The following is a 19,048-nucleotide window of genomic DNA, read 5'->3' as shown; positions in this document are numbered from 1 at the left end:
AGATTACCTTGGGCAACCTGGTTATGGTGCAACCAATCTCCCGTCATCAACCTGACGGGAGACTTCTAACGTAACAGATGTCATTTAAGACTGATCTGATCCCAGGGCGGCGACTGTCTTCTCGCGATTGAGCTTGAGAATTAACACACCCAGGGGAGGTAAGCACAAGTCCAGAGAATAAGGTTGATTGTGGAACCACCATTCATCGGTCCACTTACCACCTAAATTCCCCATATTACTCCCACCATACTCGCGAGCATCACTGTTAAACAGTTCTGTGTAGAAGCCCATTTCTGGAACCCCGATCCGATAATGGCTATGGGGCTGAGGTGTGAAATTGCAAACCGTGACCACAAACTCTTCAGAATCCTTAGCACGGCGGATAAATGCCACCACGCTATGGCGATTGTCACTACAATCAATCCATTCAAACCCAGCTTCAGCATAATCTTGGGTATAGAGAGCAGATTCTCGTCGATAGACCTGATTCAGATCCGCCATAAACAGCTTCAACTGCTGATGGGGTTCGTATTGCAGTAACTGCCATTCTAAATCGCCCCAGACATTCCACTCACTCCACTGACCGAACTCCATGCTCATAAACAGGGTTTTCTTGCCGGGATGAGTGAACATATAGGTAAATAAGCAACGGACATTGGCAAACTTTTGCCACTCATCCCCAGGCATTTTGCCCAGCATATTACTCTTACCATGCACAATCTCATCGTGAGACAACGCCAGCATGTAGTTTTCAGCATGGTGATACCACATACTGAAGGTAATATTATTCTGGTGGAACTGGCGGAACCAAGGGTCCATGTGGAAATAATCCAGCATGTCGTGCATCCACCCCATGTTCCACTTCAAATTAAAGCCTAATCCGCCAACGTAGGTGGGCCAAGACACCATGGGCCAATCCGTTGACTCTTCGGCAATGGAGAGGATACCAGGAAAATAGCTAAAGATTACATGATTCGCCTGTCGCAGGAAATCGGCGGCTTCAATGTTCTCCCTTCCCCCATACTGGTTCGTCACCCATTCTCCCGGTTGACGACAATAGTCCAGGTACAGCATCGAGGCGACAGCATCCACGCGAATTCCATCGATGTGGTATTTGTCAAACCAGAACAGGGCGTTGGATACCAGGAAGTTACGGACTTCGTTGCGGTTATAGTTGAAAACTAAGGTTCCCCACTCTTTATGTTCACCCTTGCGGGGGTCAGCATGTTCATACAGGTGAGTGCCATCAAAGAAGGCTAAACCGTGACCATCTTTGGGGAAATGACCCGGTACCCAGTCCACAATCACGCCAATCCCGTTCTGGTGACACTGATCCACAAAATACATGAAATCGTCAGGTGTGCCATAGCGAGAGGTGCAGGCGAAGTATCCGGTTACCTGATACCCCCACGAACCATCAAAGGGATGTTCGGCGACGGGGAGTAACTCAATATGGGTAAAACCCAAATCTTTAACATAAGGAATTAAGCGATCTGCCAATTCCCGATAGGTGAGAAATCGCGCTCCCGGTTTGAGATCAGACACCATAACCACGGGTTCAGGCTTGCCATCCGCACCGATGGCGGGTTCGCCTGAAGAACCATGCAGCCACGAGCCTAAATGCATTTCATAGATAGAAATTGGCTGAGTCAGCGTATCGGTATGGCGGCGCTGCTCCATCCAGTTCTGATCATTCCAGGTATAGGTATCGAGATCGGCAACAATCGAGGCGGTTTTGGGGCGGATTTCTTGGCGGAAACCATAAGGGTCAGATTTTTCGTAAATATGCCCATCATAGTTTTTGATTTCATACTTGTAATGGTCGCCAACTGCCACTTCTGGGATAAACAGTTCCCAAATTCCCGTGTCACCCTTCCGCATTTGGTGCTTGCGCCCATCCCAGTGGTTAAAATCGCCTAAAACCGAAGCGTTGCGAGCATTCGGAGCCCAAACTGCAAAGTAGACACCCTGAACTCCATCTATTTCCGTGGGATGGGCTCCTAGTTTTTCGTAGATGCGATGATGATTCCCTTCGGCAAATAGATGCCGATCCAAGTCGGTTAAGCGGGGCGAACGGAAGGCATAAGGATCATAGATCACCCGCTCGTGTTCGCCTTCTTTGAGGCGTAACTGGTAGTTTGCCAGTTCTTCGATATCAATCTGACATTCAAAAAAGTGGGGATGATGCACTGATTGCATCGGATAGTCTTGGCGTTGTTCTGGCAGCACAACCCACACGGCGTCAGCATTTGGGAAATACACCCGCACTGCCCAGGTGGTCTTTCCATCCTGTTCTAATCGGTGTGGACCCAGTATCTCAAAGGGGTCGTGATGTTGATTCCAGACAATTCGGTCAATCTGTTCAGGGGCAATCATGGGAAAATTCAAGGTATCTACTTCAGTGAATGGAAAATGGGTGTTAAATAATTTTAATATTTATATACTTTTTTGATTTTTTCTACACATTTGGGGGAAATTGGGGTATGTAAACGGATTATAGCCTGTCGATTGGGTAATGTATCCAGCGCTACCCTTGAGGACAGAGTGGGACTTCCATGGTTTTCTGCTTCGGCTAAAACGGGGTGACTGTCCGCACGAAATCCAGCAGTTGCAGCAGAAAAACAGTTTGCTGGATCTCAGGATCGAGTTCCGGAGTCGTTCCTCGCTGGGCTAATTCAGCTTTAAGTTGGGCGTATTCGGCGGCGGTAAGCGGTTCCCCATCGATAGGCGATCGCGCTTCCGTGATTATCTCGGTTCTCAACACCTCTTCGGGTAAGTCATCTGGGGGAGGTAACGCCAAAGTCGGTTGAGCCACCCAACCCATTAATCCTAGACAGATACTAAAAACTATACCTTTTTTCATGCTTGTAAGCTAAAGTTGGATCGCCTTGGGTTCAAACCCAAGGCTAAAAGCTCAAGTCAGCTAAAGCTGACTGAATAATAATTTTAGTCCATTTTAATAGACTCGAACTAAATTGCCCGGAATTTGAACTCCTCAGCAGGTGTCTTTGAACCCGTTTTAACGGGTTTTAGCTTTTAGCCCGAACTTTAGTTCAGGGTTTAATTTTAAATCAATGCTTGCATCAAATTGGGTCATGTAGGGGCGACCCGCTTGCATCAATGAACAACTCAAATCCACTCAATTTATTCGGGTCGCCCTATATTAAACTTTTTGGTCACCCCCAAAAACAGTGTAGAAACCTTGCATGCAACGTCTCTACAATCTGAAAGGACAAGGAATTTAGACTAGCTGATTTGTGAGGACAAAGAATGCACAAATCTTATAAGCTGAATTGCTAGACACCGTGAGAATTTAACAAATCTCTTCTTCTGCGGTATCTGCGACAAGATTGATTTCTCGTCGTATCCACCGCCAAATAAAGTCTTGTTGTTCAGGTGAGAAGCCACATCGATCCATTTCGGCTTGTACTTTATCGTCGGCTACTGGCTGAAAACGGGCAATTAATATCCAGCGGATACCACCGAAGAAATACCAATCATTTTCTTGAAGATCATCAATAGCGAAAGGAGCGGCATTCGGGTATGATACTTGCTCGGATTCTAAGGTGGTAGACAATAATGCAAATATTCCGAATATGGCATCTGAATCTTGCTCTAAAGATTCCTGTAAATGCCCTCCATAAAAAAAACGAGGTCTTAATAATATATCCATGTCAAATTCATCACCATTAATCCAAGGTTGTAAAGAATTTAGTAAAATTTCACCTATTACCCTTAAATCATATAGATTCTTCTCCAATTCCATAGTGTCGTTAGAACGTTTATTTTGATAATTTATGAAATTTACTAAAAAGTTGGCAACAGAATAATAACCATATGGAAAGAAGGAAAACTCAGCATCCAAAAAAATGAAATCTACACCATGCCAATTAATCAAATTTTCAAGAGAAATCTTTCCGTCTTGCCAAGCTATATGGCAAGGGATAAAGTATTTCGGATACAGTTTCCCCATGCAGCCAGAACAAGCATCAAAAATTTTTTGAGAGACACTTTGCCAAACATGCGAACTAATCTCAAAAAGAACAAGGGCTTCGCGTTCATCACTATTCCTCTTAAATCGCTCGATCAGTAATTTTTCTAAAGTATCCGCAATAGTTGCTCGGTTTTCAGTTGCAGCATTTTCAAGTAATAGAGTCTCCCCTTGTTCTAGATAATCTATAGAATTTTCATCCGAATAATCATCTTTATTGAGACTTCTCACCCCCAACTCTAATAAGTATTCAATACAAGCTGTGGTAATCTTCCGAGTCACCGATGGACTAGGAACCATAAACTCTAAACATCGTGCCGCAAAAGATAGTAAATTCTCAGCTTCCTCTGCTTCAGCCTCACGAACCGCATAAAGAACAGTGGTGAGTAATTTATCCCCAGCGCCTTCAGAATTTTTACTTTTGATCTGAAAAGCCAATTGCGCGACAACATCCCATTCCTTCTTGGCAATCTTTGGTAAAAGAAACTCGGCTAACTCCTTAGCTGTTTCCTGGGTTCTAAACAAATAAAGTGCGGTAAAATATTCGAGAAAAGTACGATGGGTAAATTGATAAAGTTCCTCACCATCTGCCGTGGTTCCTATTCCCGTAAATACCCATGCCCGTCCCCGACAGAATTGGATAAACTCACGCGCCGCCCTTTCTGCTTGATCCCGATCATCAAAACGATGTTCTAACAAATAGTCAGAGAGTTTAGCAATAAGTTGGCGTTCGGTTACGCCTCCTTGTAAGCCCTGATCATCATAAAGCCAATGGGCGAGGTATGCAATCGCTGGTCGAATATTATCCTCAAAGCGAAACTCAACCGGAATATCTCTATTTTTATCCCACTTCTCAAACAACATTTCAGCGCATTTTTCATACACCTCCGGGCGATTTCGGGGAATGTAACCTTCGCGCCGATAGAGGTTACACATCAACGCCAACATCAGCGGGTTAGAACGCAAATCGGAGACAAATTGGCTCTCGTTGAGAAAGGCTTCTCCCTTTTCTTCTGGTTCTTCGTTAACCTTAAACCATGTCGTAACATATTCTTTAACTTGATTTTCATCAAAGGGAGCCAGCCGAAAAAACTCAAATTTTTCTGGATCAAGAGGTGCTTGATCATAACCCACTTCTCTGGATGTCACCAGCACAGGAACTGAGGGATAAAGATTGCAGAATAATTCAATATCGCTGCTAATTTCCCGGCGATAGCGAGTATCCAGAAGTTCGTCTAATCCATCAAAAATAACTACAACTCGACCTGTCAATAGTAAATAATCAAAGGCTCCAGACGGTGGCGGTGTTTGATAATCAGAATTCGCTTTTATTTCGATATATTGTACGATGGAGCAGTTGAGTTCTTTCTTCTTTGCACCATAATCTCGCAGGATGACCAGGATTGGTGTAACTTGTCTACCCGCAAAGGGACGTTCTGAATAACAGATTGCCAAAACATGGGCAATTTTTTGGGTAAAGGTGGATTTACCACCACCCGGATTTCCCAGTAGGACAACGCGGTAAATGCTATCGAGAAACGTTTTAATTTTTAGGGATTCTGGTTGATTAGTTTGTTTGGTGGGGGTTGGGATAAAGTTGGGACAAACATATAGGCGATTGATGGGTAGCTTCTGCGCCTTATCGAAATCGGGAGGAATAATATATTTGTGGCGTTCACCAACTTGTTTACGATAGTTTTCCTCAAAGTTGAGAATGGCTTTGATGTCAGGTTTTTGTGGCGCTGTTAACAGGTTAAGCATTTTTTGAATTGTCGCAATTTCATCCCGCACGATTTGATGACGGAATGCTGATTTTGCCTCATGCGCGGAGAGTCTCCCTCTATCAATCTCACTCTGTAGCGCTTCTTCGCATCCCTCAATCAGATCATCCAAAATGGGATTTGCTGCGTCTTGCAGTTCAGCTTCTGGGATGTTGGTATAGTCGGAGAATGCGACTAGCCATTCCTGACGGATTAGTTCAAAATTATTTTGCGGATTATCTGAAAGTTTGGCGGCGTAAATTTGACGGACGATGGTTTCGGCGGGTGGAGATTCTAAAAACAAGCAAATTTGGTCAATTTCGGCGGGTTCATAACATTGGATTCGTTCTGATACTGTCTCAGCAGCTTTTTGGAGAATGGGTTGTAAGGCTGTTTCATTGAGTTTCCAACGTTCTAGGATTTCTTTGCCAATGAGATGCTTTCCTACCTGACGACTGACTGGTGTGAGAAGTGGAGAGAGTCCTTTGGCTATTAGGGTTAAGTTTGGCTCCATGGTTGTATGCTATGGGAGTTATGATAGGAATAGTTCTATATTAGTAGATGCGTGAGTTTTATCGGCGCTAAAGCGCAACTACAAGCGCAACTACAAATCTTTTTATGACAGGGAATTATGAAGGTTAGTTTTGGATTTGGGTACATCGCCAGCTTGATGCTATTGGCTAGTTATCCGGTGCTGACAATATTGACAGAAGCGACTCCTGCTGTAGCGGATGATACGGGAGTGATTCGGAAAGTTGTACTCCTGGATTTATGGGAAAGGGGGAATGGGTTTCGGTTGTCTCCAGAAGTTACCCAAATTACAGTTGTTGAGAATTATGCGATCGCGCACTGGTTTTGGGACAATAGTGCTGGGGAGACGGTTGTGATTAATCAGAATAATCAATGGCACGCGATCGCGTCAACCAAAACTCCATTTACTCCCAGCACTCTGGCTAGCTATGGGATTCCTCGTCAGATGGCGCGACAGTTAATTAATCGCGATCGCGCTAATCCGAATACACCCTCAGAACCATCCCCTGTTGCGAATCTTTTCACCTCTGTTTTACCGCAACTCCAGCGACAAACCGATACCTTAATTTTATTACCCAGCCAAATGCCGAAGTTTAGACAGCGGATTTATGTGAATAGTTTTAGGTCACCCAATACCTATAGTATTGCCTTAAACTTAAAGCAAAACTGCAATGGAATGCCTGATTGTACTGTAGGTGCATTTAGCGCCACGCCAGTGAATTCACAGTATTCTCCTGACGATGGATTCATTAAAAAAATTCCCCTCACCAATGGAATCTGGGGATACTTTACACCAAGTCGATGTCAGAGTATTTGTACGCCAGCGGTGATTGAATGGGTGTGGCGAGATACCCATTATCGAATTGCCTTAAAAGGGATGGGTACAGATGTCAATCAAGCCGAAGCAATGATGGTCAACATTGCTAATTCTGCGATTGAAGCGGGTCCCCGTTAATGCACTTATATTATCGTCCGTTGCTCTTGCCTACTTCACAGTAATTTCGGTGGAATGTCGCTGACTTATATAGCCAGGAAATAAATTTATGCGTCAAAGCTAAAGCTTCCTTTAGCTGGCTACTTATGAACCCGTTTTAACGGGTTTTAGCTTTTAGCCAAGAACTTGAGTTCTTGGCAGATTCTATTTATTCCCTGTTGTTTAGTTTCAAAACAAAACCTGTTGCTGATTGCCTAATAACTTCAATAAATTCATCGACTTTATTTACTAAAATTGTTTTGTTTTTATAGGAGATTTCAGCTCCTGACGACACTAATTCAAGCTTAAAATTATAGGGTTCTTCTGCTATCTCAACAGCCAAATTATTTCCTGATTTTATTGCTTTACCTACTGCAATCAAGGCATCAAACCAAGAATCTAAATAAGTCGATTCTTCTTGAATTGTTCTCTCGCCATCGCTAATCGAAATATCGCCCACTGGATCTATGGGATCGATGCCGCCTTCTTCATCGAGTTTCCATTCAATTTTCATCGTTTTTACCTATCCCTAATATGTACAGAACGTAACCGACCTAAAGAATAGGGAAATAAGCGGACTGCTATCAGCGATGATTGCGGCGTTAGTCATCCCGTAATTCGTCGGTAATTTGGTCATCGTCTAGGTTGATTACCGGGACTTGCAGTCGTCCAAGTTCGTACATGAATTGCAGTTTGTTCATGTTGCAAAAGTCAGCAGCTTTGCCCAGAGACAGCCGACGTAACTCGAACAGTTTAACGGCGAGCAAGAAGATCAGTTCAGCTTCTCAGGCTTGGGGTGATTTACCAGATGTAATGAGTAAGTCGTCGGGATAGGGGAGGGACAGGGTACGCATGGTTGTCTCTGTGTTGACATCCTCACCGCCCTACAAGGACGGTGATTCCCTACCAGTGAGCCAATCAATGAATGATTGCCTGCATCTTCGACGGGGTGAAAAAACGTGTGAGGTAGGCTGTGGCTCAATTCTAGCTTCTACACAACGCTTTGATTTGAGGGATGCATATTAACATAGGTTAGCCCAAGTCTAGGATATTAACGTAAGTTTTGAGAACAAAACACGATGACAGACTCTTTACCGTTACGCGATCGCTGTTTTCAACTGATTGATGAAATTGTCGCCGCGACGCTGAAAGGAAAAATCCGATCCAAGCGACAGGTTTACCAAACGCTGGCGTCAGGTGTCAGCAGTGGAACCGGGGAAATGTTTGAACGCTGTCTGGATGAACGTCATAGCAGCACTCAGGCGGAAATCGATAATCCGGCGAGTGAACTCAAACAAGCTAAAGCGATACGGGCGCAGAGGGCGCTGAATATGATTAGCAGTGAATGGGAACGGGTACAGCAGGAGAATCAGGTGTCTGCGGCGATCGCAACGGCTACCCAAGGAATTACCCAAGCTGATCAGAGTGAACGGTTGAGCGCTTGGCTACGTGCGATCGATCCGAATCGAGAACCTGTCCTGAATCTCTCTCAGTTGGCTCAATTAGCTAAAACCCTTCAGCAAGAAGCATCCGCCAGTTCCGACTCCGAACGTGCTAAGGAACTTGAACAGCTAGCCCAAGGAATTACTGGGGGGTTAGCCGCTTGGGGAAACTTGGAAAATGATTTAGTTAGCTGGATTTATGAGCAAAGTCAGGGTTCCTTGGGATTTGAGGAACTCGCTGAACAACGGGGACCTTGGGGACTCTGGGCAAAAAAGGTGAATCGTCCTTTACCTAAGTCATTGTTCCAAGCGCTGGCATATAATCAACCTCTCGATGCATGGATTCGCCAACAGCCAACCTTAGAACTGGATGCTTGGGTAGAATTAACCGTTGTTCTGCAATGGTTACAACGTCGGTTAGTTAAATGGTTTGATCAACGAGTTTATAACTCCAAAATGGGGGCTAGACTCTCGATTTCCACCTTTATCGTATTTGCGGTAATCTGGTCACAACTTGCCCTTGCCTTAAATCAAGCAACGGTTCCCCAACGAGAACGCTTGATCGATAGCTGTTTTCAGGCGACACTGCAAATTCTCCGCACTTTTGCCCAACGGGAGTATTTTCCTTTATATGGCGGTGTTTTTGCATCCTTAAGTGGGAATTATCTGCGGAATGCCATGGATTACCTGGATGAACCCTTGCGGCGCGTCGAGGGAACCGAAGAGAAAGCGCGAATTCTTACGTTATTAGGCTATTCCCAACGGGCGCAAGGTCGATATAATCGAGCCATACAATTCCATGAACAAGCTTTAGAGATTGCCCGTTCAGCGAGCGATCGCGTCTGTGAAATTGCTAATTACAATCATTTAAGCCGAATCTGTGTGGCACAGAAAAATTATGCTGAGGCGATTAATTATAGCCAACGGGCATTAATCTTAGCACGGCAAGCCGGGGATAAATTAGGCGAAGCCAACGCCTTAGCGAATTTAGGCTATAGTGAGGTCTTTCAAGCCCAACAGCAAGCCCTTGATCCTGATGTCTACGAAAGCGCCATCATGTACCTGCAACAAGGGCGGCAATTGTTAGAACGATTAGGCGATCGCCAAAGTCAAGCCCTGTGTTTATGTAGTTTGGGGATTGCTTATGTGGTTATGCAACAACCCCAAGAGGCGATTACCTATTTAGAACAAGGGTGGCAAGCCGCACAATTTTCTGGAGATTTGTATTTGCAGGGACTTAATTTAGCGTATCTGGCGCAAGCCTACTATCAGTTGCAAAACTGGAGTAAAACGATTTACACAGGTAGTTTGGGCGGATATTTATTGGAGCAGATTGGTACAGAATACTGGCGCAAAGCCGTGGGATTACTGACGATTTTGCAAGGGCAATTGGGAGGAGAAATATTCCAAGAAATCCTCCAGCAGCAACGGTCAAAAATTATTCCTTTAATTGGGGTAGATGGGTATGATTACCTGCCAGAGTTATTGGAAAAATATCGAACCTCAATGTGATATGACAGACAAATGACAAATGACCAATGACCAATGACCAATGACTAATTATGATATTAGGGTTTGACCCAGGACGAGATAAATGTGGTTTAGCCGTGAAAGGCAAAGACCAAGAGATTTCCTATCATCAAGTGATACCATCCGATCAGGCGATCGCAACTATTAAAAAGTTATCTCAGCAGTTTTCCATTGAGACAATTGTCATGGGGAACCAAACCACCTCTAAGCAATGGCAAGGAAAAATTCGTGAAGTCATTTCTGCCACTATTCCTATTGTCTTAGTCGATGAACGTTATAGTACATTAGAAGCACGCGATCGCTACTGGCAAATGTACCCTCCCAAAGGACTCCAACGCCTAATTCCCCAAGGGATGCGCCAACCACCTCGACCGATTGATGATATTGTTGCTATCTTACTCATTGAGCGCTACTTACAAACTCAGAGCTAAAAATTAGGTCAGGGCGGGTTTTGAACAAACGTTATCATCAATAGCGACACCAAAGTCCCTAAACCCGCCCCTACAAACCATGTTTCCTCGAAAGCTGTGAAGGGTTAACCCTCAACACTCTTATAATTCTGCTCGAATAGTAAACGCATAATCTCCTCCTGGTTCTAACTGGTAATCGCAACGTTCTAAAAATCGACCCAGTGGTTCTTGAATTAAAGCACGTCCCAAAGCAGGTCTGACGACTAACTGACCTTGACGGAAACGCCATTGAAACTGCCACTCATAAGCAGCCGCTTGAACTTCTCCCTCGATTTTGCCCCGTTGCCAAGAGTGCTGGGTAATCCGAACGTAGGCAGTGGTTTCCGGTAAATTCTTAGAACTCACAGCTAAATCTATTCAGCTTAAACATTATTCTGGATGCAGCTTAGGGCGCACAAGTCCAGATTCGAGCATTTTATACTAAACTACCGGAAAATCCGTGATTGTCAACTCTGGAACTGAAACCGTGACCGATGAGTATTTCGAGAAGCTCAAGACCAAGTATCCATCAAGGCACAGTAAACGATATGGCTGGCTGGGAGAGAAGTGAGTACAATAAACGATGAATCCTCAAATTATTGATAACCATGGGTCAATCTCAGCAATAAAAGTTATGCCGAAAACTCAACCCCCCGTCAAACTGCGCTTGTGGACTATTGAAGAGTACCATCGAATGGCTGAAGTGGGCATTTTGCAGCCCGATGAATCGGTTGAATTAATTGCAGGACAGATTATTAAAAAAATGAGTCCCCAAGGAAGTCCTCATGCGGCGTCAATTAGACGCACGGATCGGGTATTTAGTCACCGTTTGACAGAGCAAGTGCTGATCCAGAAACAACTTCCGATTCAATTAAATGATCGCTCGGAACCCGAACCCGATGTTGCTATCGTCAGAGTTGATCCCCTAGACTATGCTGACCATCATCCCTTAGCATCCGATATTTATCTGATTATCGAAGTAGCAGATACTAGCCTGCAAATCGACTATCAAATAAAAGCGAGGGATTATGCCCAATCCGGAATTGCTGACTATTGGGTACTTGATCTTAAACATCGACAACTGCACGTTTTTCGTCAACCGACTCCAGAAGGTTATCAAAGTGAAGTAATTCTGGCAGAAGATGCGAGTGTTTCGCCGTTGCAATTTCCCAGTTGTACGATTACAGTTTCTGAGCTATTACCGCCAGTGATTGAATCGTAAGTAGATCCAGAAATTGTAGGGGCGCATGGCGTGCGCCGGATTCAATCAGCCACATTGAATTCCTAAACCCGCCCCGACAATGATATTGGTATCCCCCTAAACCTAATCTAGGTTGCACCGCAAGACGATCCGCTATAGCGGATTCATCCCCGTTGCCAAATTCGGTACACTGAAAAAAATAAATAGTATAGGAGAGGATAATGACCCAGAACAATCGCTCCCAATGGGATGCTGGTAGATTTGTCAAAACATTAGCTTACTTTGAGGTTATCCCTTTTATTAGCTGTTTAAAACGCTTATTTTCAGGTAATACACAACATCACAAACCAAACCAAAGTGGAGGAAAACGATTGGGTAAGATACTGGTAGCGGGTGCAACAGGTGGCGTCGGGAAGCGAGTCGTGCGGCGTCTGATGGAACGGGATTATCCGGTACGCGCTTTAGTCAGAGATACTCAGCGAGGGCGGGAAATGCTGGGAGATGAGGTGGAACTGTTTGAAGCTGATATCACTATCCCCGAAACCTTAACCCCTGCCATGATGGAGGGTATTTCCGCCGTTATTTGTTGCACAGGTGTTCGGGTGCAACCTGTAGAAGGAGATACGCCAAACCGGGAAAAATATTATCAAGGCATCAAATTCTATATGCCAGAAGTTGTCGATAGTCCCGAAATTGTAGACTATCAAGGGATTAAGAATTTAGTCCAAGTCGCCGCTAATTATCTAGAAGCAGGGAAACAATTAATTTTCGATTTCAAAAATCCCTCAGATGATGTAAAAGAAACTTGGGGAGCTGTGGATGATGTCGTCATGGGGGGTGTGAGTGAAAGCTCAATTCGGCTGATTGATAATGCAGCATTATTCAGTGGCACTGTATCTACCAAAAACTCCGGTGGTTTTGTTTCCGTTCGCACCCGTAATTTCGATCCACCTTTAAATTTAGCCGGATATGAGGGGATGGAACTGCGCGTTAAAGGCGATGGACAGCGTTATAAGTTTATTCTGAGAACAGAATCACGGTGGGATGGCATTTCTTATTGCTACTCGTTTGATACTGAAAAAGATACCTGGATTGATGTTCGCGTTCCCTTTGGGGCGCTGATTCCGGTATTTCGTGCCAAAACCTTAGACAATGCCGAACCCTTTGATCCGAGCCATATTTACGCGGTGCAATTGATGCTGAGTAAGTTTGAGTATGACGGCGCACTTAATCCCCACTTTGAACCCGGAACATTTTCCTTACAGGTAGAAACAATTAAGGCATACAACGGTGCAACATTATCCCAATTTATGATGATTAGTTCTGCTGGCGTTACTCGTCCAGGGCGTCCCGGAATTAACTTAGAAGAAGAAGTGCAAATCGTGCGAATGAATGACCAATTAGGCGGAATTCTCACCTGGAAGCTACGGGGAGAGGATGCGGTGCGGGAAAGTGGTATTCCCTATACGATTATCCGTCCCTGTGCTTTGACTGAAGAACCCGGCGGTAAAGGTTTAGCCTTTGAGCAAGGCGATAATATTCGAGGAAAAGTCAGCCGAGAGGATATTGCTGAACTTTGCCTTCAGGCACTAGAACAACCCCAAGCTTGTAATGTTACGTTTGAAGTGAAAGAAGCCGAAACAAGTTCTCCAGATTGGCATCATTTGTTTTCGTCCCTAAATTCGGATAACAGAGACTTTTCTGAGTCAACTTGACGGATGACCCGTTTTCTAGTTTGGTAGAGGGAAACTGGAATGAAGTTTGAGAACTTGCTTTAAAATTGGCAGAAATGAACAGACAAAACCCAAAAACAATGAACGAAGCCGAGGTGGAAAGACTTTGGCAAGCTTTCAGAGTTTTCGATGAAGATGGCAGTGGCGAAATTTCTGCCGACGAGTTGGGTGTCGTCATGCGATCGCTGGGTCAAAATCCCACAGATGCCCAATTGCATGACATGATGCAAGAGGTGGACGTAGACGGTTCCGGTGCCATCGACTTTGAAGAGTTCAAAGCCCTGATGGTGTCTCAACAAGGCGATCGCGAAAGTCGGCTGAGACTTGCCTTTAGCGTTTTTGACGAGGACAGTTCGGGGCATATTTGTGCCAACGAACTGAAAAACGTCATGAGTAAGTTCGGGCTGACAGATGAAGAACTGCAAGAGATGATCAAAGAAGTTGATCGCGATGGTGACGCTTTCATCGACTTTGAAGAGTTTTGCCAGCTTGTTCCTGAAGAAAACGAATCCTCGACTGGCTATCATGATTCCCACGTTGAATTCACCGAAGGCGATCGCGAAGGTGAAGATTTCATTGATTTTGAAGAATTTTGCCCGGTTATTCCCGAAGAGAATCAAGGGTTAGGTAGTGATAACAAGTCCTCCGTTACGGCAACCCAATCCCTACAGGCACAATCCTCTGAAGCAGATACCAACTTCAGCACCCAAGATTTTGCAGGGGAGGTAACAAAGCTTGAGGAAATCCTCACCCAACAAGTTAAGGATGACTGTACCAGAAAGCGCGGCACTTCTCGCCTACAAATGCAAATTGGTTTGTTTCGATTGATTCAGGGTGCTGCTTATCGCTGTTTCCGCGAAAGTTTTTCGGCTAACCATGAAACCCATTTACGGGTGAGGGATTTACCCTACCGCATTTCTGATTTCACCCAGTTTGTGCGCGTTGCCATCACCTACTACAAAGACTTGGGTATTGTGGAAGAGGCTTGCTATCCCATACTGGATCAGGTGATTCACTCCATCGAAGCCGAATATGCCCGCCTGCAAGATCGGATCAAAAACTGGCAGACTATTGAAAAAACCCCAGAAATGCTCGCAGAGGCGCAGCGGATGCATGAAACCCGCAGCAAATCTGCCACGGTTCGCGAGAAATTCGCCGCTGGGGTGGAATTCGCCATCACGATGAAGAAAAAGCACCTCCACTTGGGAGATTTGGTTGAAGGCGTGCTGGCAATCAATGAACTGAATCGGTTGCGCCAACTGGAATTGAATGGGGAACTGACCCCCCCGCCACCAACAATGAATGGGGAAGCTCCCAAGGCTTACTTGAAGCAATGGAACCGGGTGATTCTCCAAGATGATCGCGAAGAAATCGACGGCGCGATGATGCCCGTGGCTTACTGGTACGAAGACTTCATGCCAAAATTGCTGGCAGCGTTTAGTGTTTGTACGGCGGATGACATTGAAAGAAACACCAATCCCGACGAAGCCTCCTTGGATCAGTTGTACGCAGAGACTAAAGCCGTCGGAGAGTTTGATCGCTACGGTGGCGACGTTTGCGAAGAATTCCCCAACTGCACACCCCAGCAAAAACTGGCAATTTTGCAGGCTTGGCGGCTGAGTCACCACTATCTCAACGGTGTACAGAAGCGCCGGGAACGTCTGGAATTTGGTCGTGAATGTGGCGCCCTCTCCCAGTATGTGGCATTTATCGATGTATGGGTTAACCGCAGCTACGTGCGAGATGCCCAAATGCGAGTCAGTTTCCCCTACTACATCGGACCAGGGGTTTGGCGTTTCTTCCACACATCTGCTGAAATCGTCTGCACCAAATCTCCGGAAGTTCAGCAAAAGCTGATCGGGGTTTTCAAAGATTTCATCAAACTGTTCGCCACGATGTACCCTTGTCCCTATTGTCGCCATCACTTGAATGCTTATGTGGTACAGAACAAGGAAGTAGAGATGTACCCGATGGAGTACCTGTTGTTGGGACAGGAACTCCATGCCACCCAGTTTAGTATGTCCTTCGACAACAAGCTGGCGACAGTAACCGATGGACTATCCATGCGTCTGTTTTTCTGGAAGTTGCATAACACCGTGAATTCTTCCATCGCCCGTTCGGAAGAGTGGTATCAACGGAATGACCAAGCCTTTTACACCAGCCGCTATTGGCCCAGCCTGGATGCCGAATTGACCCGCGCCCGCGCCCTGCGTCACATCAGCATCACCACCGATCGCATCTACCATATCTACAGTATGCTCAAACCCACCGCCCGCCTGTCGGGACTTCATTTGGGACTGCAAACGTTTTTGGACAGAGGCGACGAACAGGGTATCCAAGAGTTATGTAAGCTGGCTGATACCTACATTAAGGAGTTAGAAAACGCTGTTTTGGCAGGGAACTTCCTGCAAGAGTCTTACAGCTTCGACCCGACTCTGGAAGATAACGCTCCTTACTTTACTCCCGAAGAAGAGGAGTTTGCTCGCAGCGGCGTTTTTGTTGAGGTTCATTAAGGAAAGCTGGGGAAGTTGGGGGAGTTGGAGGAGCAAGGGTACGTTTGTTGCCAAACAGCTTACCGCAGTGGCAAAGGCGATCGCACTTACTCGACATCATCAGGTTCAACCCCTAACTCCCGCAATCGTGCTGCTAATCGTTCCGCCCTTTCTCGTTCCGCAACTGCCTCTTCTTCCGGCGTTAAAATCAACTCTCCCTCAAGTGTCATCCACCGCAACCATAGACGGTTAATTCCTCGAAAACTGTTATCACTCGGTAAATCATACATCGTGGGTAAGGTTTGCCGAGGTGAAAGGGGGGGGTCAGTTTGAGTGGGAAGATTAACCATAAGTAGTCAGACTTTCATTAAGTTAACGGTTGAGATCGTCATACTCGCTTCGCGAGAAGCAAGCTACGTCATTTGTCATTCTTCATTCTCCACATCATCAGGTTCAATCCCTAACTCCCGCAATCGTGCTGCTAATCGTTCTGCTCTTTCCCGTTCTGCAACTGCCCGTTCTTGCGCCTCGACTGCCCGTTCTTGCGCCTCGATAGCCTCTTCTTCAGGCGTTAAAATCAACTCTCCCTCAAGTGTCATCCACCGCAACCACAAACGGTTAATTCCTCGAAAACTTCCCTGCCATAGTCCTAAACTTAATGATAACTCCGGCATCAATAAGCGATTATCTACTAGGCTTACTGGTTCGTAATGACCCCCGACTAACTGAAACGCCTGAAGTTCATTGGTATAGCGACTAAACACAATCGAGTACGGAATTCGCAAAATCTGTTCATAAACCTGCCATTTTGTCGGTGGATTTCCAGGTGTTTGCACCGTTTGACCCAAATCTTCCTCTTGTGTACCGGGAGACAATAATTCCACCACCACATAAGGATTGATTACTTCTTGCCACACTACATAACTTAAACGTAAATCTCGCCCTTCATACAACCGAGGTATTCCCACTACCCCAAACCAATCGGGACGTTTGTACCACTGGGGATGGTTCACATCATAGTAAAGATTTAAATCACAAGCCGAAAATACCAACTCCGGATTCCAGTTAGCGGGTTGAAAGGTAAGAAATAACAATAAGGGTTGTAAAAAATGAAACTCGTCTGGCAATCCAGGTTCCTCCGGGTTGTCACTCGGTAAATCATACATCGTGGGTAAGGTTTGCCGAGGTGAAAGGGGGGGGTCAGTTTGAGTGGGAAGGTTAACCATCAGTAGGGGTTGCTGAATAAGTTTTGTGGTGGGGAAAGGCAATAGGGAATAGACAATAGGCAATAGTAAGGGTTGGAGAATCCTTAACATTCTTAGTACAGCGTACAGAATTTATGTCTAGGTACTTCGTAATTGATCACTGTTCGATTACAAATGACCAAGGACAAATGACAAATGACGATCACCACCTTTAAGTTTAGATTGTGTCCACCTACTTAATCGCTGACTTGAGGGATTGACAAAACTCCTCAATCGCTTTTAATCCTTCAGTCGGGGTTCCTTCGGCTAAACGCTTCACGAAAGCACTCCCCACAATTACTGCATCTGCACCCCACTGTTTCACCTGTCGCGCTTGTTCGGGTTGGGAGATACCGAAACCGACTCCGATGGGTTTGTCTGTTACTGCCCGCATTTCCTCGAGTAAATCGGGGACACTGGATGCAACTTGGCTTCTTATCCCGGTGACGCCTGTAACACTAACCAGGTAAATGAAGCCCTGGGATTTTTTTGCGATCGCGTCAATTCTAGCTTTCCGACTGGTGGGTGCAACTAACAAAACCACTTCGATGCCAATCTCAGTCGCGGGCTGGATCAGCGATTCCGCTTCCTCTAAGGGTAAATCCGGCACGACTAACCCCGCTATCCCTGCTGCGGCAATTTGTTTTAAAAAGACTTCAATCCCTCGGTTGAGAATGGGGTTGTAATAGGTAAATAGAATAATTGGTGCGTTTAGATCGGGGGTTACTTCCTGCGCGATCGCGAGGACATCATCCAATCGTACCCCCCGTTTCAATGCTCGTGTCGCCGCCGCTTGAATCGTCGGACCATCAGCCAAGGGATCGGAATACGGCACACCTAGCTCTATCATATCCGCCCCTGATTTGTCAAGGACTCGCAAAGCTTGAGCCGTGGTGACTAAATCCGGATCACCTGCTGTGATAAAGGGAATAAAGGCGCATTCAGAGCGTTGGCGTAGAGTCTCGAAGCACTGGGAAATTTTGGTCATTGGTCATTGGTCATTGGTCATTGGTCATTGGCTGATTTATTCAGAGTCTTGTTCCAATTCAGCTTGTAACTGAGCAAGTTCTTCTGGAGTCATCTCTTCGAGGCGCTTTTGCAAGACAGCATCCTCGTACTCTTTCAGTTGCTGGTTATAGGTCATCTTATGAGATCCCACTCGGAACAGATATGTGAGTACCCAGCCGAGTAAACCGCCCACTAAGAGGGCTTGGCTCCAAATCCCGGCTTTTACCTCGTCCAAACCAGCAACCTGCAAGAGGATATACATAATACCACCAGCCGCAAACACGCCGATGGCAATTCCGATCGCATCAATTCGTCGCATTTGTGATTAAGCTTGGATCTGACGCTTTTTGGGACGGAAGTTCAGGAAGGGACTAAACAGGATTAATCCAGGAAAGAAGAAGAAGACGAGGAAGTACATGAAGCTACGCTCAAAGGAGCTAGCGACATACCAGCGCTGTTTGAGGTAAAAGTATGTGACCAAGGGAACGACAACCAGGTAGAGTCCACCTAAAGCGAGATAGAGTAGTGCAACAATCATAGTGTGATGGTCTTATAGCGGCAACGGGTTTCTAAAATACAGGCGATCGCATAATCAAGAGGTGAATGGTTCCCGGTCAGGCTACCCTAAACCTCCTTGATCGCCCCTACTATCTTACCTTGTTCAGGTTCCTCAAATTTTCTAGTTGCCAATCTG

General features: G+C 45.6%; 17 protein-coding genes. 6 read left to right on the top strand and 11 right to left on the bottom strand.

From position 1 onward, the window contains the following. Positions 1-84: 84 nt before the first annotated feature. The 3 genes from glgB to RIG66_RS05975 form a co-directional block, all read right to left on the bottom strand. Positions 85-2,376 (bottom strand): 1,4-alpha-glucan branching enzyme, encoded by a 2,292-nt coding sequence (gene glgB / locus RIG66_RS05985; RefSeq protein ID WP_446376126.1) that lies wholly within the window; start codon positions 2,374-2,376, stop codon positions 85-87. A 196-nt stretch (positions 2,377-2,572) separates the two neighbouring features. Further along, positions 2,573-2,863 (bottom strand): hypothetical protein, encoded by a 291-nt coding sequence (locus RIG66_RS05980; protein ID WP_446376124.1) that lies wholly within the window; start codon positions 2,861-2,863, stop codon positions 2,573-2,575. Positions 2,864-3,313: 450 nt separating this feature from the next. Further along, entirely contained in the window at positions 3,314-6,265 is a 2,952-nt protein-coding gene (locus RIG66_RS05975; protein ID WP_446376122.1) for an NACHT domain-containing protein, read from the bottom strand. A 117-nt stretch (positions 6,266-6,382) separates the two neighbouring features. Between RIG66_RS05975 and RIG66_RS05970 the strand changes: the two genes are divergently transcribed. After that, entirely contained in the window at positions 6,383-7,237 is an 855-nt protein-coding gene (locus RIG66_RS05970; protein ID WP_446376120.1) for a hypothetical protein, read from the top strand. Positions 7,238-7,424: 187 nt separating this feature from the next. Here RIG66_RS05970 and RIG66_RS05965 read toward each other — a convergent pair whose 3' ends face one another. Together RIG66_RS05965 and RIG66_RS05960 are read right to left on the bottom strand one after the other, a co-directional pair. Continuing rightward, positions 7,425-7,769 (bottom strand): hypothetical protein, encoded by a 345-nt coding sequence (locus RIG66_RS05965; RefSeq protein WP_446376118.1) that lies wholly within the window; start codon positions 7,767-7,769, stop codon positions 7,425-7,427. Between the two features lie 88 nt (positions 7,770-7,857). Continuing rightward, a complete protein-coding gene (locus RIG66_RS05960; RefSeq protein ID WP_446376171.1) occupies positions 7,858-8,028 on the bottom strand; it encodes a UPF0175 family protein in 171 nt (56 codons plus the stop codon). Positions 8,029-8,334: 306 nt separating this feature from the next. On the opposite strand from RIG66_RS05960, the gene RIG66_RS05955 reads away from it, so the two are divergent. Both RIG66_RS05955 and RIG66_RS05950 read left to right on the top strand, forming a co-directional pair. Then, positions 8,335-10,209 (top strand): tetratricopeptide repeat protein, encoded by a 1,875-nt coding sequence (locus RIG66_RS05955; RefSeq protein WP_446376116.1) that lies wholly within the window; start codon positions 8,335-8,337, stop codon positions 10,207-10,209. Between the two features lie 50 nt (positions 10,210-10,259). Next, the gene (locus RIG66_RS05950) at positions 10,260-10,658 is read left to right on the top strand and encodes a pre-16S rRNA-processing nuclease YqgF (protein ID WP_446376114.1); all 399 of its coding nucleotides are present in this window, start codon (positions 10,260-10,262) and stop codon (positions 10,656-10,658) included. Positions 10,659-10,778: 120 nt separating this feature from the next. Here RIG66_RS05950 and RIG66_RS05945 read toward each other — a convergent pair whose 3' ends face one another. Next, positions 10,779-11,042, bottom strand: a complete 264-nt coding sequence (locus RIG66_RS05945; protein WP_446364933.1) for a DUF3146 family protein — start codon at positions 11,040-11,042, stop codon at positions 10,779-10,781. A 217-nt stretch (positions 11,043-11,259) separates the two neighbouring features. Between RIG66_RS05945 and RIG66_RS05940 the strand changes: the two genes are divergently transcribed. The 3 genes from RIG66_RS05940 to RIG66_RS05930 all read left to right on the top strand — a co-directional run bounded on the left by RIG66_RS05940 (position 11,260) and on the right by RIG66_RS05930 (position 16,123). After that, on the top strand, positions 11,260-11,898 hold the full coding sequence (locus tag RIG66_RS05940; RefSeq protein ID WP_446376112.1) for a Uma2 family endonuclease: 639 nt from the start codon (positions 11,260-11,262) through the stop codon (positions 11,896-11,898). A 200-nt stretch (positions 11,899-12,098) separates the two neighbouring features. Continuing rightward, positions 12,099-13,592: a CIA30 family protein gene (locus tag RIG66_RS05935; RefSeq protein ID WP_446376110.1), complete on the top strand. Its 1,494-nt coding sequence runs from the start codon at positions 12,099-12,101 to the stop codon at positions 13,590-13,592. Positions 13,593-13,690: 98 nt separating this feature from the next. Continuing rightward, a complete protein-coding gene (locus RIG66_RS05930) occupies positions 13,691-16,123 on the top strand; it encodes an EF-hand domain-containing protein (RefSeq protein ID WP_446376108.1) in 2,433 nt (810 codons plus the stop codon). An 86-nt stretch (positions 16,124-16,209) separates the two neighbouring features. On the opposite strand, the gene RIG66_RS05925 is transcribed toward RIG66_RS05930, so the two are convergent. The 5 genes from RIG66_RS05925 to ndhL all read right to left on the bottom strand — a co-directional run bounded on the left by RIG66_RS05925 (position 16,210) and on the right by ndhL (position 18,892). Continuing rightward, on the bottom strand, positions 16,210-16,452 hold the full coding sequence (locus tag RIG66_RS05925) for a hypothetical protein (protein WP_446376106.1): 243 nt from the start codon (positions 16,450-16,452) through the stop codon (positions 16,210-16,212). Between the two features lie 75 nt (positions 16,453-16,527). Next, the gene (locus RIG66_RS05920) at positions 16,528-17,328 is read right to left on the bottom strand and encodes a Uma2 family endonuclease (protein WP_446376169.1); all 801 of its coding nucleotides are present in this window, start codon (positions 17,326-17,328) and stop codon (positions 16,528-16,530) included. Between the two features lie 211 nt (positions 17,329-17,539). Beyond that, positions 17,540-18,334 carry a tryptophan synthase subunit alpha gene (gene trpA / locus RIG66_RS05915; RefSeq protein WP_446376104.1) on the bottom strand — a complete coding sequence of 265 codons (795 nt, stop codon included), beginning with the start codon at positions 18,332-18,334 and terminating at the stop codon, positions 17,540-17,542. 36 nt (positions 18,335-18,370) lie between these two features. After that, entirely contained in the window at positions 18,371-18,673 is a 303-nt protein-coding gene (locus RIG66_RS05910) for a DUF3007 family protein (protein ID WP_446376102.1), read from the bottom strand. 6 nt (positions 18,674-18,679) lie between these two features. Beyond that, a complete protein-coding gene (gene ndhL, locus RIG66_RS05905) occupies positions 18,680-18,892 on the bottom strand; it encodes an NAD(P)H-quinone oxidoreductase subunit L (protein ID WP_006103418.1) in 213 nt (70 codons plus the stop codon). Between the last annotated feature and the right edge of the window lie 156 nt (positions 18,893-19,048).

The organism is Coleofasciculus sp. E2-BRE-01 (genome assembly GCF_040221695.1).
Lineage (GTDB): Bacteria > Cyanobacteriota > Cyanobacteriia > Cyanobacteriales > Coleofasciculaceae > Coleofasciculus.
Note: the sequence above shows the minus strand (reverse complement) of the source record. Positions and strands in the feature narration are given on the sequence as shown.

Excerpts from the sequence above, each read along its gene's own strand:
- RIG66_RS05935 (WP_446376110.1), top strand. The coding sequence starts at position 12,099 with ATGACCCAGAACAATCGCTCCCAATGGGATGCTGGTAGATTTGTCAAA.
- RIG66_RS05965 (WP_446376118.1), bottom strand. The coding sequence starts at position 7,769 with ATGAAAATTGAATGGAAACTCGATGAAGAAGGCGGCATCGATCCCATA.
- RIG66_RS05980 (WP_446376124.1), bottom strand. The coding sequence starts at position 2,863 with ATGAAAAAAGGTATAGTTTTTAGTATCTGTCTAGGATTAATGGGTTGG.
- RIG66_RS05970 (WP_446376120.1), top strand. The coding sequence starts at position 6,383 with ATGAAGGTTAGTTTTGGATTTGGGTACATCGCCAGCTTGATGCTATTG.
- glgB (WP_446376126.1), bottom strand. The coding sequence starts at position 2,376 with ATGATTGCCCCTGAACAGATTGACCGAATTGTCTGGAATCAACATCAC.
- RIG66_RS05910 (WP_446376102.1), bottom strand. The coding sequence starts at position 18,673 with ATGCGACGAATTGATGCGATCGGAATTGCCATCGGCGTGTTTGCGGCT.
- ndhL (WP_006103418.1), bottom strand. The coding sequence starts at position 18,892 with ATGATTGTTGCACTACTCTATCTCGCTTTAGGTGGACTCTACCTGGTT.
- RIG66_RS05925 (WP_446376106.1), bottom strand. The coding sequence starts at position 16,452 with ATGGTTAATCTTCCCACTCAAACTGACCCCCCCCTTTCACCTCGGCAA.
- RIG66_RS05975 (WP_446376122.1), bottom strand. The coding sequence starts at position 6,265 with ATGGAGCCAAACTTAACCCTAATAGCCAAAGGACTCTCTCCACTTCTC.
- RIG66_RS05950 (WP_446376114.1), top strand. The coding sequence starts at position 10,260 with ATGATATTAGGGTTTGACCCAGGACGAGATAAATGTGGTTTAGCCGTG.
- RIG66_RS05955 (WP_446376116.1), top strand. The coding sequence starts at position 8,335 with ATGACAGACTCTTTACCGTTACGCGATCGCTGTTTTCAACTGATTGAT.
- RIG66_RS05930 (WP_446376108.1), top strand. The coding sequence starts at position 13,691 with ATGAACGAAGCCGAGGTGGAAAGACTTTGGCAAGCTTTCAGAGTTTTC.
- RIG66_RS05940 (WP_446376112.1), top strand. The coding sequence starts at position 11,260 with ATGAATCCTCAAATTATTGATAACCATGGGTCAATCTCAGCAATAAAA.
- RIG66_RS05920 (WP_446376169.1), bottom strand. The coding sequence starts at position 17,328 with ATGGTTAACCTTCCCACTCAAACTGACCCCCCCCTTTCACCTCGGCAA.
- trpA (WP_446376104.1), bottom strand. The coding sequence starts at position 18,334 with ATGACCAAAATTTCCCAGTGCTTCGAGACTCTACGCCAACGCTCTGAA.